This is a genomic window from Lysinibacillus sp. NPDC097287, from assembly GCF_044761695.1.
GTDB lineage: Bacteria > Bacillota > Bacilli > Bacillales_A > Planococcaceae > Lysinibacillus.
The window spans coordinates 151,242-165,297 of record NZ_JBIWCX010000008.1; the positions used below are offsets into that span (position 1 = coordinate 151,242).

Annotated in this window: 11 protein-coding genes and 1 pseudogene; 9 read left to right on the forward strand and 3 right to left on the reverse strand. The window is 37.5% G+C overall.

Annotated elements, in window-relative coordinates:
* Positions 1-22: 22 nt before the first annotated feature.
* The gene (locus ACIQ2D_RS13175; protein ID WP_402864714.1) at positions 23-649 is read left to right on the forward strand and encodes a LysE family translocator; all 627 of its coding nucleotides are present in this window, start codon (positions 23-25) and stop codon (positions 647-649) included.
* A gap of 44 nt (positions 650-693) precedes the next feature.
* On the opposite strand, the gene scpC is transcribed toward ACIQ2D_RS13175, so the two are convergent.
* The gene (gene scpC, locus ACIQ2D_RS13180; protein ID WP_402864716.1) at positions 694-1,968 is read right to left on the reverse strand and encodes a succinyl-CoA:acetate CoA-transferase ScpC; all 1,275 of its coding nucleotides are present in this window, start codon (positions 1,966-1,968) and stop codon (positions 694-696) included.
* A pseudogene (locus tag ACIQ2D_RS13185) lies at positions 1,898-2,532 on the reverse strand (HD domain-containing protein). Before ACIQ2D_RS13185 ends, scpC begins: the two are co-directional and overlap by 71 nt.
* A gap of 301 nt (positions 2,533-2,833) precedes the next feature.
* Between ACIQ2D_RS13185 and ACIQ2D_RS13190 the strand changes: the two are divergent.
* The 5 genes from ACIQ2D_RS13190 to ACIQ2D_RS13210 all read left to right on the forward strand — a co-directional run bounded on the left by ACIQ2D_RS13190 (position 2,834) and on the right by ACIQ2D_RS13210 (position 10,162).
* Positions 2,834-4,948 (forward strand): choice-of-anchor I family protein, encoded by a 2,115-nt coding sequence (locus ACIQ2D_RS13190; RefSeq protein WP_402864718.1) that lies wholly within the window; start codon positions 2,834-2,836, stop codon positions 4,946-4,948.
* Between the two features lie 360 nt (positions 4,949-5,308).
* Positions 5,309-6,229, forward strand: coding sequence for a ribokinase (rbsK, locus tag ACIQ2D_RS13195; RefSeq protein ID WP_483869749.1), 921 nt, complete (start codon positions 5,309-5,311; stop codon positions 6,227-6,229).
* A gap of 10 nt (positions 6,230-6,239) precedes the next feature.
* On the forward strand, positions 6,240-7,169 hold the full coding sequence (rihC, locus tag ACIQ2D_RS13200; protein ID WP_402864816.1) for a ribonucleoside hydrolase RihC: 930 nt from the start codon (positions 6,240-6,242) through the stop codon (positions 7,167-7,169).
* Between the two features lie 426 nt (positions 7,170-7,595).
* On the forward strand, positions 7,596-9,014 hold the full coding sequence (dcuC, locus tag ACIQ2D_RS13205) for a C4-dicarboxylate transporter DcuC (RefSeq protein ID WP_402864722.1): 1,419 nt from the start codon (positions 7,596-7,598) through the stop codon (positions 9,012-9,014).
* Positions 9,015-9,142: 128 nt separating this feature from the next.
* Positions 9,143-10,162, forward strand: a complete 1,020-nt coding sequence (locus ACIQ2D_RS13210; protein ID WP_402864724.1) for a LacI family DNA-binding transcriptional regulator — start codon at positions 9,143-9,145, stop codon at positions 10,160-10,162.
* A gap of 136 nt (positions 10,163-10,298) precedes the next feature.
* Here ACIQ2D_RS13210 and ACIQ2D_RS13215 read toward each other — a convergent pair whose 3' ends face one another.
* Entirely contained in the window at positions 10,299-11,261 is a 963-nt protein-coding gene (locus tag ACIQ2D_RS13215; RefSeq protein WP_402864726.1) for an AEC family transporter, read from the reverse strand.
* A gap of 232 nt (positions 11,262-11,493) precedes the next feature.
* Between ACIQ2D_RS13215 and ACIQ2D_RS13220 the strand changes: the two genes are divergently transcribed.
* The 3 genes from ACIQ2D_RS13220 (at position 11,494) to ACIQ2D_RS13230 (ending at position 14,031) form a co-directional block, all read left to right on the forward strand.
* Entirely contained in the window at positions 11,494-12,375 is an 882-nt protein-coding gene (locus tag ACIQ2D_RS13220; protein WP_402864728.1) for a LysR family transcriptional regulator, read from the forward strand.
* A gap of 106 nt (positions 12,376-12,481) precedes the next feature.
* A complete protein-coding gene (locus ACIQ2D_RS13225; RefSeq protein WP_402864730.1) occupies positions 12,482-13,045 on the forward strand; it encodes a dienelactone hydrolase family protein in 564 nt (187 codons plus the stop codon).
* A gap of 29 nt (positions 13,046-13,074) precedes the next feature.
* The gene (locus tag ACIQ2D_RS13230; protein ID WP_402864732.1) at positions 13,075-14,031 is read left to right on the forward strand and encodes a LytTR family transcriptional regulator DNA-binding domain-containing protein; all 957 of its coding nucleotides are present in this window, start codon (positions 13,075-13,077) and stop codon (positions 14,029-14,031) included.
* Positions 14,032-14,056 lie beyond the last annotated feature (25 nt).

Here is a 14,056-nt window from a genome sequence, read left to right on the forward strand (position 1 = left end):
CGAAGTGTAGGAGGTCCATATTATGTTCACTTTTTCCACGCTTAGTGCATTTATCGCGATTGTCATTGGTCTATTTTTAATACCAGGTCCTGCAGTATTTTTAACAATTACTCGTACCGTTCAGCATGGTCGTAAAGCTGGTATTATGACAGGGCTAGGTATTGCCACCGGTGATTTAATACATACATTATTCGCAGCAATTGGCCTTTCTGCTATATTGATGACCTCTGCAACAGCCTTCAATATAGTAAAGTATGCGGGAGCCATTTATCTTATCTACCTAGGTATTCGTGCCATCATCGAAAAGCCAAAAGATTCCACACTTTCGGAAAGCCCCCCGGAGTATTCAAACGATGCTTATCGTAAAGCTATTATCGTTGAAGTACTAAATCCGAAGACCGCATTATTCTTTTTAGCATTTTTACCACAGTTCGTTCACCCACAACAAGGTAGTGCCTTTCTTCAAATTTTGACACTTGGCTTAATCTTTGTTGTGTTAAGTATCCTCTATACAACGTCGATCGTTATGGGTGTACAACAAGTCCAGCAGCTGTTTAAAGGACCGTCTCGAATTAGTCGTTGGAGTGGCAAAATCATAGGCGCTATCTATATTGGTCTAGGGTTAAAAGTAGCGACCCAAAGTCAATAATGCCAAAAACGATGACTAAGCGTTATGCCCAGTCATCGTTTTTATTATTTCTTCATCGACTTTGTTTTTGCTAATTGGATATGCCATGATAACGCCTCTTCTAATAGATGTGGTGTGTGATGATTGCCAGTTCTCTCCACTGCCGCTTCGTAATACGCCCATAGTTGCTCACGATAATCAGGGTGTGCACAATTATTAATGATTAGTGGCACACGTTCTTTTGGCGCTAAGCCTCGTAAATCAGCTACTCCTTGTTCGGTTACAATCACATCCACATCATGCTCTGTATGATCAACATGTGAAGCCATTGGTACAATACTTGAGATGTTGCCACCTTTTGCGTAAGATTTCGTGACGAAAATACCCAGTCGTGCATTTCGAGCGAAATCTCCTGAACCACCGATACCATTCATCATTTTCGTACCAGAGACATGCGTTGAATTCACATTCCCATAAATATCAACTTCCAATGCTGTGTTTACTGAAATCAATCCTAAGCGGCGAATAATTTCAGGTTGGTTAGAAATTTCTTGTGGACGTAAAATCAATTGATCTGCATATTTCTCAAGATTACTGTAAACCTGCTCACCACGTTCCTTCGACAATGTAATTGATGTTCCAGAAGCGGATTTCAGCTTCCCAGCATCTAATAAATCAAACACTGCATCTTGTAAAACTTCTGAATACACCTCTAAATTTTCAAACTCAGAGTCTAAGAAACCGTTCAGTACAGCATTTGCCACAGACCCGACTCCAGATTGTAACGGCGCTAATGTATTGGTTAAACGACCTACTTTAATTTCATCTCGTAAAAAGTTTAGTAAATGCTCAGCCATAATAGCTGTTTCTTCATCTGGTGGCACGATTGTTGAAGGAGCATCAGGAATATCAGAAAGAACAATACCACGCACCTTTGCAAGATCTAACGGAATTCCTACTGTACCAATACGCTCTCCTGCCCCCATTAATGGAATTGGCCTACGCTCTCCTTGTGCCTCTGGAATATAAATATCATGAATACCCTCTAGTGAATCAGGGTGTGAGACATTTAACTCGATAATAATCTCTTTTGCCATTTGCACAATAATTGGTGAATTACCGACAGAAGTCGTTGGAATAAGTAAGCCATCTTCCGTAATCGCAGTTGCCTCAATAATCGCAAAATCAATAGGTCCTACAATACCTTGACGAATAAGCTCTGCATTTTGAGAAACGTGTGCATCTGTATAAAGAACTTTGTGTTTGAATTTACTCAGCCCACGGTGAATGTAGTACACAATCACAGTAATTTTTTGATTTATAATTTGGAATATATACATCGGACTTTATATTGCCAAAAGTCGTTTCAGACTTATGCTTAAACCCTTCAAAAAATGCCGGCAATATTTCTTGTTTAAATTGATTTCGTGGAAATGCCTGCGTGATTGCGTCTCGTTCAGCAGCTGTTAAGTCGTGATAGCCATCCCTCATTACATCGAGACCCACTCCTGCATACAACAACGCAACCTCATTTTCCTTATGTTCTGCAACGCCTATTGTTGTATGTAATGCAATTGCATCCCATACAAGTTGAATCGAACGCTCATCTATATCGTGCAATGCTAAAAACTGACGAGCAGCATTTGCGTCATCTACTTCAAAGCGTTTATCTAGGCTACTATGTTTTTTCGTTAAACCTAAATCGTGAAATATTGCACTGACATATAAAAGTTCGGCATCATATCTTCTCTTCGCCTTTTCGTCTTGCAATGCCCCGAATAGATAGAATCGACTCGATTCGAGTGATTCCAAAGCAAGTCAGAACCATGCGCTTTCAAAATATCCTGAGCCTCTACTGCAAGACGACTATGTGGAATTTTTGTACCGGCAATATTCGTAGACAAACCATTTCCCCCCTTTACTTTTCATATCAACATAAGAGTCGTCGATTACTTATTATTATAGGAACTAGCTAACTATCAAACCATTCTATTGTTTCTATGATAACGATAGAAACAAACTATGAACGCTGAATTAATTCCTTAAATACTGAAAAACATAGTCGTAAGATCAATCTTACTTTTGGTAATTAACACATTGTAAATAAATACATTCATAACTTTATATTTTTTTAATATCTTTTCATACGTCCTTTACATTCACCCTGTACTGTAGATAACAATTACACAATGGGGGTATGAATGGATGAAATCTAAGAAATTAGCAGTTTTGGCTGCGAGTTGTTCACTTGTCTTTACGGGCTTATCTTTTGGTGGAACAATCTCTTCGGCAAAAGCAGAAACATCAATAAAACATGGGCTAGAGATGAAGGTGTCTTCTCGCTATGATTCTGGTGTGCAAAATGAAGATGGTGGCGCCACTGAAATCGTTGCCTACAATACGGATAATCAAAAATATTATGTCATTAACGGCACAACGAAACAGTTAGAGGTTGTAAAATTACCTAGTAGCTCAGCTTTTAACGCTTTGAAAGCAGAAAAGACAATTAACCTAGAAGAGAATCTAAAAAAAGTAAAGCCGAACTTTACATACGGCGATGTCACAAGCATTAGCATTAATACCGAGCTAGATGTCATAGTGGCAGCGGTTCAAGCTGCTGGCTATAACGACAATGGATTAGCCGTCTTCTTAGATTACGAAGGGAACCTTTTACATGTCATAGAAGCAGGGAAACAACCTGACATGGTGACCTTTACACCAGACGGTAAAAAGATCCTAGTTGCAAATGAAGGTGAACCACGCGAAGGCTATGTAACTGGTGTAGCTGATCCTCAAGGTAGCGTGAGTGTCATTGATATTTCCGCTGGTGTCACAAAAGCCATCGCAAAAACGATTACTTTTGAAAGCCTAGATGGACAGCGCGACTCACTCGTTGCTAATGGAGTAATTTTAAAGAAAGAAACTGCACCTTCTGTTGATTTAGAGCCCGAATATATTGCAGTAAGTGCCGATAGCAAGTTCGCTTATGTCGCACTACAAGAAGCAAATGCAATTGCTACTCTCAATCTTTCCACTAATGAATGGGATAACATGCAAGGTCTTGGCTTTAAGGATCATAGCCAAGAACGAAATGCGCTCGATTTAATGAAGGATAAAACCATTACTATTCAACCTGAATCAGTCAAAGGCATATATATGCCTGATGGAATTGCAGCATATGAAACAAATGGGAAGACTTATATCGTGACAGCCAACGAAGGAGATTCAAGAGATTGGAATGGCTACTTGAACGAAAAGGAAACAGAATTAAATGGCAATGAGGTCGTACTTTTTGATATAGCTGACTACGATGGCTTTGCAAAAGAAGATACGTATATTTTCGGTGGGCGTTCCTTCTCGATTTACGAGGCAGACACGATGACGCAAGTTTTTGATAGTGGTAGCGATTTTGAGACGATTATCGCCAAAGCACTACCGGAATTCTTTAATGCCTCCAACAACAATACGAAGTTAGATAACCGTAGTGGTAAAAAGGGACCTGAGCCCGAGGATGTAAAGATTGGGCAAATTGGCGACCATACTTACGCCTTTATCGGTATTGAACGTGTTGGTGGCGTTATGATGTACGATATTACAAATCCACAAGCACCTACATTTGTGCAATATATGAACGAGCGTGACTTTAGCAAAGATATTCAAGGGGATGTTTCACCAGAAGGACTTGCTTTCATTTCTGCTCAGCAAAGCCCTACCGGATTACCTACTTTATTGGTAGCACATGAGGTAAGTGGTACAGTAACAGCCCTTACAATTGGCGCCCCATCCTCTGTAACATTCACTGATGTTCAAGGTCACTGGGCGCAAACTGCGATTGAATCTGTCGCAACAGCTGGATTATTCCAAGGAGTAACAAAGGAAGAATTCAAGCCCAATGCACAGCTGACACGCGCACAATTTGTGACAGCATTAAGTCGGATGCAATCCATTACCCCTACTAATAAGGTCCAATTTTCGGATGTTCGACCTAGCGATTATTTCGCGCAACCTGTTACTTGGGCAAGTAAAAACAATTTACTCAATACCGCTACTGGTCATTTTAAGCCGTATGAATCAATTACACGTGAAGAAACCGCACAAATTTTATACCGCTATATACGAGTTACAAACTCGGATTTTGTGAAAGTACAAGAAAAACAGACTTTTACAGATGATCAGGCCATATCACTAGAAGCAAAAGAAGCTGTCTATGCTTTACAACAGGCTGATATTTTCACTGGTGATGAACAACAATACTTCCGCCCAGATGCTACATTATCGCGCGCAGAAGCAGCCATACTTCTTCACAAACTACTTCATTAATAGCTGAATCCCCTAGCCTGCTAAATTTTCAGCAGGCTATTTTCATCTCAATTTCTTCAACATTATCCCCCCTCCATTCTAAATCACTTGTAGCCCACTACGTAAAAATGGGCAAGTCGGATAGAAAATGTGTCGATTTATTAAACTCCTTCGTTTATACGGTTTGAAACACTACAATTCTTAATAAAGGTTGGTATATCACTAAAATTTTTCCATGGTCTTTTCGAAATATCGGTGTTATTATCTACTTGCTAAAACGTTTTATCAACTAAATGTAACCGCTAACAATAATATTTTTGTTTTTTATGATCACATCAATTTAAAAAGACTTACATCGTTCGTTTGAAAGGAATGAAATGTGTGAGAAAAATTATCGTCTTTGGTAGTTTGAATATGGATTTGTCCATTGAAGCTGACCAAATGCCCAAATCGGGTGAAACCATCGATGGACATTCTTTTTTCACTGCTCCTGGTGGAAAAGGTGGAAATCAAGCTGTAGCAGCCGCAAAAAGTGGTGCACAAACGTATATGTTAGCTTCAGTTGGCCAAGATATTTTTGGTAAGGAACTTATTGCTTCTTTAACAGAAAATCAAGTGGATTGCAGTTATATTACTGAACGTGCAGAAGTACCTACTGGCGTTGCTGTTATCGTTAGAAGTCAAGGTGATAATCGCATTATTTTAAACGCAGGTGCTAATCATTGTGTAGAGAATAAGGAAATCTCTTTTGCTTTGCAACAAATAGCAAACAAAGAAGATATCTTTTTAACACAATTTGAAAACAAACAAGACATTGTACTTGAAGCACTTAAAGAAGCAAAAAGCAGAGGATTGTTTACTGTTTTAAATCCTGCTCCAGCGAAAGCGATTCCTTCAGAATCCTATAAATATATTGATTTAATCATTGTTAATCAATCAGAATGCGAATTATTAACAAACATCTATCCAACAACAGAAGAAGAATGCAAAAAGGCAATGGCCATTCTTTTTGAAGCAGGCGTTCATTCAGCCATTATTACATTAGGTGTGAATGGTAGCGTCTATGGTCAAGCAAATGAATTTATATCTGTTTCTAGTTACAAAGTAAAAGCAGTAGATACAACGGCTGCCGGAGATACTTATATTGGTACATTCTTATATAGCTTCTCGAACGGAGAAACTATTGCTGAAAGTATGAAATATGCTTCTAAGGCTTCCGCTTTAGCTGTAATGAAACAAGGTGCACAACCTTCTATCCCAACAAGAGATGAAATTATTTCGTATTTTAAGGAGGAAAACTAAAATGACTAAAATGACTAAATTAACTAAAAGACCAATTATTATTGACACAGACCCAGGAATCGATGATGCAGTGGCCCTTGCTATTGCACTATTCAGTGAAGAATTAGATGTGCGACTGATTACAACTGTAGCAGGAAATGTTGGATTAGATAAAGTTACTTATAACGCTGAAAGATTACTAGAATTATTCCAAAAAGACATCCCTGTTGCGATGGGTGCCTCAGAACCGTTAATCAAAAAACCAATTGAAGCATCCAACGTGCATGGAGATTCAGGTATGGGTGGCTATGAATTTGCTGAACCAACGAAAAGCTATCTCATAAATGAAAACGCTGTCAATTCAATGCGACGTGTCATTATGGAAAGCGAAGAACCAATTACTCTTGTGCCAATCGGTCCATTAACAAACATTGCCCTACTTCTAAAAATGTATCCAGAAGTAAAAGAAAACATTGCAGAAATTGTTTTAATGGGTGGTTCAACAGGCAGAGGAAATGCTGGCGTAATGGCAGAGTATAACATCTTTGCAGATCCGGAAGCAGCTAAAATCGTATTTTCTAGCAAGCTACCATTAGTAATGGTTGGTTTAGATGTTGGTTGGAAAGCACTTGTATACCCTGAAGATAGCCAAAAATTAAAAGACATGAACAAAACAGGCGGCATGATTTATCAACTGTTCCAACGCTATCGCGGCGGTAGCATGAAAACTGGTTTAAAAATGTATGATAGCTGTGCAATTGCTTATCTGTTAAAACCAGAGATGTTTACAGTGGAAGAAACATTTGTAGATATTGAACTGAATGGATCGATGACAGCTGGCTGTACAGTTGTTGACTTTAAAGGCTATTTAGGCCAAGAAAATAACGCAAAAGTATGCACAGACATTGACCCAGATATGTTTAAAACATGGTTCATGGAAAGCCTTTCTAAATGCAACTAAAATGAAAGCGCATTCTTGTATGGACTTGAAAAAGACTTCATACAAGAATGCCTAAAATTCAATTAAAAAAAAAAAAACAGACTCTCATTTCGGGTCATCACTGAAACATGTATTTGATTTTAAAAATGATGTAAGCACATGGAACGGAAGGCGGCGACTCCTCGGGGATTAGCGAACAGCTTGAGACCCCGCAGGAGCACCAGTAGAACGAAGGCTAAAAACGTCACGTCCTGTGACAACGCCTTCATGACCAACATCCTGTTGCCCCCGAAGCGGCTCAAGGTTCGCCCCCAGGAAGCTCTTGCTCTGCGCGAAAGCGAAGCGTCAGCGGCAAAGCGTCCGCCTGTAGTGGAATGTGCTGGTACGCACAGAATTTGGTGTAGAACCCTCATTTCTTCAAAAAACTTCTATAAGGAGCTGAACATCGTGGAAAATATCATTATGTATGGTGCAGCAATATTAGCTGTTGCAGTTGTAATTTATATGTTAATTAAAAAAATGGATATTAAAATCTCACTTTTTTTAATGGGTATGGTTCTAATAGTCGTTGCTGTATTAATGGGCAAAGACATTGCTGTTAAAGAATTCGTTTCAACCGGATCATTATGGTTAGATCCGTTACAAGTAATCGTTGCACAGTTTAAAGACACACTTATGTCAGCTGGTTTTGTTATCTTAATTCTCGGTGGATATACAGCATACATGTCATCCATCGGTGCAAATGATGTCACTGTAGAAGTATTAACGAAGCCAATTTCAAAAGTAAAATCAGTGTACTTCTTAGTACCACTTGTATTCTTATTAGGAAACCTATTATCACTAGTAGTTCCTAGTGCTTCAAACTTAGCGATTATTTTATTAGCTACTTTATATCCTGTACTAAAACGAGCAGGGATGTCCGCTTTAAGTATTGCAGCTGTTATTGCAACTTCTGCAACAATTGTACCAACACCACTTGGTAGTGATAACGTAGCGATCGCTGAAGAGCTAGCTAAACATGCTGCGTTTGCTGATTTGACAGTTTCACAATATGTATTTAACTACCATGCAATTGTTTCAATCCCTACACTTTTATTCATCGCTCTTGTTCACTACTTATGGCAAAAATATATGGACAAACGTTCAAATGCTAAACACCAAGAGTCAGATGTTGAAGTGCAAGAAGTTAAAGCTCTTGAAGGTGGAAAATTATTTAAAACAGTTTACGCAATTCTACCTGTCTTCCCTATCATTTTACTTCTAGTTGCATACGCAGTACAAATGGCAACAGGTACTTCGATTTCAATTAGCGTAGAAGTTGCAGCATTAGTATCTTTCGTACTAGCAATTGTGTGTGAATTAATTCGCCATAAAGCAGACAAAAAAGTATTGGCAGACACTGAAGTATTCTTTAAAGGCATGGGCGGTGCGATTCCAATCGTAGCCTTAATCGTTGCAGCTTCTGTCTTTGTAACTGGTTTAAAATCAATTGGCTTAATCGATGCACTACAAGAAACGATGCAACATACTCAAGGTAGCGGATTTGGTTTCATTTTACCGTTAATCTTAGTACTCTTCACAGCACTAATCGTATTACTAAGCGGAAGTGGTATTGCCCTATTCTTCGCGATGGTACCTTTAATGGTTCCTTTAGCAGCCGTTGCAGATATCAGTCCACTTGCTCTTTCAGTACCTATGGGACTAGCTGGCAACTTATTCAGAGCTGTTTCACCGGTTGCTGCAGTTGTCTTAATCGTAGCAGGAACAGTGAAAGTAGAACCACTTGAAATCGTTAAACGTACTTCCGTACCTATGATCGCCGGTGTAATCTTCATGTTCATTCTTTCAATGATTATCTTCTTATAAGAAAAAGCAGTAGAAATAGTGATATAAACTATTTCTACTGCTTTTTATATTAAGTAAGGAAATTGAAAAATATAAGGTAAACGCTATACTTAAATTAGAATCAACTATTTAAGGGTGGAAAACAAACGATGAAGGTTACAATCAAAGATATCGCTAGAATGGCTGAAGTTTCACCTAGTAGCGTTTCATTAGTTTTAAATGATCGGCCATGTCGAATATCTACTGAAAAAAAAGAAAGAATTAAAAGCATCGCCAATCAATATAACTATTCGGTTAATCAGATGGCCCGAAGTCTTGTGACAAAACAAACAAAAACATTAGGATTAATCATTCCAGATATAGAAAACATCTTCTTCTCATCACTAGCCAAAAATATAGAGATTTTCTGTCGTGAACAAGGATATGCATTGATGATATTAAACACAAACAATGAATATCAAAATGACTTACTTGTCGTAAATTTATTACTATCACGATCTGTTGATGGCTTATTCATCATACCAAGTGATGAATCCTATAAAAACAATGAAGAATTAGTAGCAGTATTATCAAAAATGAACATCCCCTACGTAATGATAGACCGTGTTTATTCAAATCTCGAGTGTGATCAGGTATTATTCGACAATGAAAAAGGTGCTTATTTAGCCGTTAAACATTTATTAGAACACGGACATCGAAAAATAGCTTGTATTTCTAGTTCAGAGTTCTCAAATAACGGCCGTCTCCGATTAAATGGCTATTTAAAAGCAATGCGCGAATTTAATTGTGACATTAACGATGCCTATATAATAGAAGGAGATTATCAAATTGAAAGTGGCTATCGTGCTGGCAACCAGCTTCTTCAAGAAGATATTACGTCGGTTTTCATTACGAATGACATGATGACACTCGGTTTCTTAAAATTTATGTATGAACAAAAGAAGCATATTCCAGACGATTATTCATTAGTCAGTTACGATAACTCGATTTACCCTTATGTGATTGGTATTGAGCTAACATCCGTTGACCAAAATACAAAAGAATTAAGTGAAAAAGCATGTCAGCTCTTGTTTGACAGAATACTAAAACCGAATAAACCGTATGAAAACATCTGTTTAATTCCTAAGTTAATTGAAAATAGTAGCGTCGCATCTTTAAGCACTGAATGATTGTAGGATAAGCATGATTGGCTCTCTTCTCATTCGTAATCCATTACATTTGATAATATAATGAAAAAGTCCAATTCTTTAATTGTAATTGGGCTTTCTCATTAGGATCCTTAAAGTGGATTTATAGTGGGATTTTCTAACTAAAGTATATTAGTAAACTAGAAACCGTAAAAATAGATATAACCATGGACACTAAGATACCTATAGATGTTTGTTTCTCTAATTTTTCATATTTCTGAGCAAATACAAAAACGCCAGCACCTACTGGTAAAGCCGACATTAAGACAGCAATAATCCCCCAAAGTATATCAACCTCAAATACAAACATCATTAATAAAATCGTAATTAAAGGCTGAATCAGTAGCTTTAAAGCTACAATAATGGCAATTTCAGATTTTTTCATTCCAAACTCTTTTATAAAACCGACTTGCCCTACTAATCCAAGCCCCAATGCAAACAGAGCTGTTGGGCCAGAAGCATCTGAAAGTAATTGTGCAAAGGTTTGTATAGGGGTAGGTAATTCAAATTCTAATATCGCTATAACAATTCCGGCTACTACTGAAATTGTTAATGGATTTTTTAAAACTGGTTTTAAGACATCCCATGCTATTTCAAAAACATGTTTACCCGATTCTGAATTCTTCATTGTTCTGGATACTTCGAATGATAAAAGGACGATAGTTATAACAGGAATGTTATGAATTAATGTTGCAAGTGCTGCTGGTAAGGCTGCTTCTTGACCAAAAGCAGCAATTGCTAACGGGATTCCCATATATCCAGTTGTACCGTAAGAGGCATTCATTCCATATAAAGAAGATGTAGAAAAGTCATTTTTAAAAACAAATTTTGAAATTATCATAGCAATAATGAAGCTTGCAAGGATCCCGCCTAAATTAATACTGATAAAACTCCAATTTGCTAGGTGTTTAACAGGCGCTGTCGCAGTAGTAAGGAAAAGTAACGCAGGCAATGCAACATAGAAAACGTAATTATTTAAGCTTTTAGAACCTGATTTAGTTACAATTCCAAAGATTCCAGAGAGATATCCACAAAACATAATTGCAAAAACCGGCAATACAGCATCTAAGAGGATTTTCATTGTTTAACCCTCGAAAATGCATACTCTTTTGCTACCTTATATATGGCTTCAGCCACTAATCCTACACACCGTTTATAAACTCTAGAATAAAACATCTTCACTCCACCCACCGCTCCAAATAATTTACATATATTACATTTTCATTGTAAGAGCACATTAATATCATGTAAAATGATTGTAATAAATGGTCAATATCACCAAATTCGATACCAAAGGAAGGAGGCGCTTGTAAATGGATGTTAAAGATCTAAAAATATTTCAAGCTGTAGCCCTACATGGTAATGTCAGTAAAGCTGCTGTTCAATTAAATTATGTACAATCCAACATTACGAATCGAGTTAATAAGTTAGAAGCTGAGCTCGATACATCCTTATTTCATAGAAGTAATAGAGGTGTGGCCTTAACATCTGACGGCGAAATACTGTTAGGCTATACAGAACGAATTTTAAATCTTTTCACGGAAGCGAAAGAAGCATTGAAAAATCCAATCTACCCTTCCGGCCCATTGTCCATAGGTGCAACAGATATTACAACAGCTGTCCGCCTACCTTCTGTTCTTTCCATGTATCATAAACAATATCCAGAAGTGAACTTATCTCTGAAAACTGGATCCACTGAGGAACTTGTAAATGAACTATTAAAATTTAATTTAGATGGTGCTTTTATTACCGACACCATTAACCATCCTAAACTCATCCAGGAATCTCTTATCGAAGAGGAATTAGTCTTTATATCAAATAAATCTCAATCACCTATCCGTTCAATAAAAGATTTACAAAATCAAACGATTCTTGTCTTCCGTCCAGGATGCACCTATCGTGCCAAGTTAGAACAATGGCTAAGGGATGAAGGGGTTTTTTCAGTTAAGAAAATGGAATTTGGAACAATTGAAGGCATGTTAGGGTGTGTAAAGGCTGGTTTAGGTGTTGCTCTTGTTTCAAAATGTATGGCTAATCAACTAAAAGAAAGCAGAAATATCAACTTCTATTCGGTTCCACATCATGATCAACATGTTTCAACGGTCTTTATTAGACGTCATGATGTTCCTTTATCTAATGCCCTTAAAAAATTCTTAGCCATCTCCAAGGAGTTATTTGAGGAATCAGAAGTATAAGTATCAAGTGTGCACTATGCTCCACATAGAACAGGCATGTTTCCAGGCTCTTAAGGAACATGCCTGTTTTGAATCACTAAATAAAAAATATAAAATAGGTGATAACATGAAACGGAAAGTATTTATCTTGCACGAAATATATGGTGTGAATAATTTTATACAAGAACAAGCCAGTGAATTTAGTGATGACCAAACTGTAGTTGAATGTGTGGCACTTTATCCTGAAGGAAAAGTGTTTTCCTATGCGCAAGAAGAAGAAGCTTACGCATATTTCACTAAAGAAGTTGGCTTTGACGCACCTATCGAACAGTTATCACAGCAGCTAAGGATAGCCATCGAACAATATGAAGAAGTCGTTTTGATTGGCTTTAGTGTAGGTGCTACACTTGCTTGGCGACTTTCTACATTGCCCTTGCGTCGTGTTGTTTGTGTTTATGGCTCACGTATTCGTCAATACTTAGATATCCGGCCAAGTTGCCCAACACTCGTACTAATGCCTAGCCATGAAAAAAGTTTCGATATTAATGAAATGAAACACACACTCCAACACATACATTTTGTACAAATCATGCAATTTGTTGGTGAACATGGCTTTATGGATGAGCAAAATCGTGCTTTTCATCTAGAAAGCGCTTTGCATGCACGCTCGCAAATAAAAAATTTTATATAAAAATCTACTATTTTCTGGAGGATATCGCTTTGAATCAACACAATTTTTTAGAGATCGAGCCTTACACTGAATCGGGTAATGTCATTTATCCAAGCTTTCAACTTCCTTTTCAAACGGGAGCTATTATTGGTATCTATACAGATGTGGCGAAGATCCACACATTACTGCAATGGTTTACGAAACAACAAAATACATATACACAAGAACGTGAACATGCTTTATATGAAAGACTCAAGGTAGCTGAGTATATTCATTTTTGCCAAGGGCTTTTCAGTGCCCATTCACAAAGCAAGGAAGAGCTATTAAAACTTTTTGCCCTGACTGAGCAAAAAAACACCTTTATTAGCAAGCTTAAAAATAGTGAAAAACAGCGCTTGAAATTGCTCCATACTTATTTAAATACTGCTCCACTTCAAGTGATCGAGGAGCCGTTTCAAAATCTAGATGAATTCTCGAAACAAAACGTGCTTCAGCTTTTAGCTGCCCTTCAAAAACAAGAAAAAACAATTATTTTACTTTCCAACAACTTTGAGGAGTTACTTATTTCGAGTGGCGAAATATACAGATTAGATGCACAAGGCTTACATACTCTTGATGTAAAAGAGGAGGACATAGAAACAACCCCCTCCCCTATTGAAAATGCGCCAATACGACTCGATAAAATTCCTACAAAGAAAAATGATAAGATCATTCTGTTTAACCCACCTGAGATTGACTACATTGAAAGTGTAGAAGGTGTTGTTTCTGTGTATGTTGCTGGTGAAGCATTTCCTTGCACACTGTCACTTAACGATTTAGAACAAAAACTGACACCATTCGGATTTTTCAGATGCCACCGTTCATATATCGTCAACTTACAAAAGGTACGTGAAATCATTACTTGGACACGCAATAGCTATAGTTTGGCACTAAATAGCTCTGAAAAAACAGTAGTCCCATTATCGAAAAATAAACTAGCAGATTTAAAAGAAATACTCGGAATTTAGTAGATTTCCCAGGAAATAAACGACT

Coding starts and splice junctions, on each gene's coding strand:
- ACIQ2D_RS13190 (WP_402864718.1), top strand. CDS start 2,834: ATGAAATCTAAGAAATTAGCAGTTTTGGCTGCGAGTTGTTCACTTGTC.
- ACIQ2D_RS13225 (WP_402864730.1), top strand. CDS start 12,482: ATGAAACGGAAAGTATTTATCTTGCACGAAATATATGGTGTGAATAAT.
- ACIQ2D_RS13175 (WP_402864714.1), top strand. CDS start 23: ATGTTCACTTTTTCCACGCTTAGTGCATTTATCGCGATTGTCATTGGT.
- rihC (WP_402864816.1), top strand. CDS start 6,240: ATGACTAAATTAACTAAAAGACCAATTATTATTGACACAGACCCAGGA.
- scpC (WP_402864716.1), bottom strand. CDS start 1,968: ATGTATATATTCCAAATTATAAATCAAAAAATTACTGTGATTGTGTAC.
- ACIQ2D_RS13220 (WP_402864728.1), top strand. CDS start 11,494: ATGGATGTTAAAGATCTAAAAATATTTCAAGCTGTAGCCCTACATGGT.
- ACIQ2D_RS13215 (WP_402864726.1), bottom strand. CDS start 11,261: ATGAAAATCCTCTTAGATGCTGTATTGCCGGTTTTTGCAATTATGTTT.
- ACIQ2D_RS13210 (WP_402864724.1), top strand. CDS start 9,143: ATGAAGGTTACAATCAAAGATATCGCTAGAATGGCTGAAGTTTCACCT.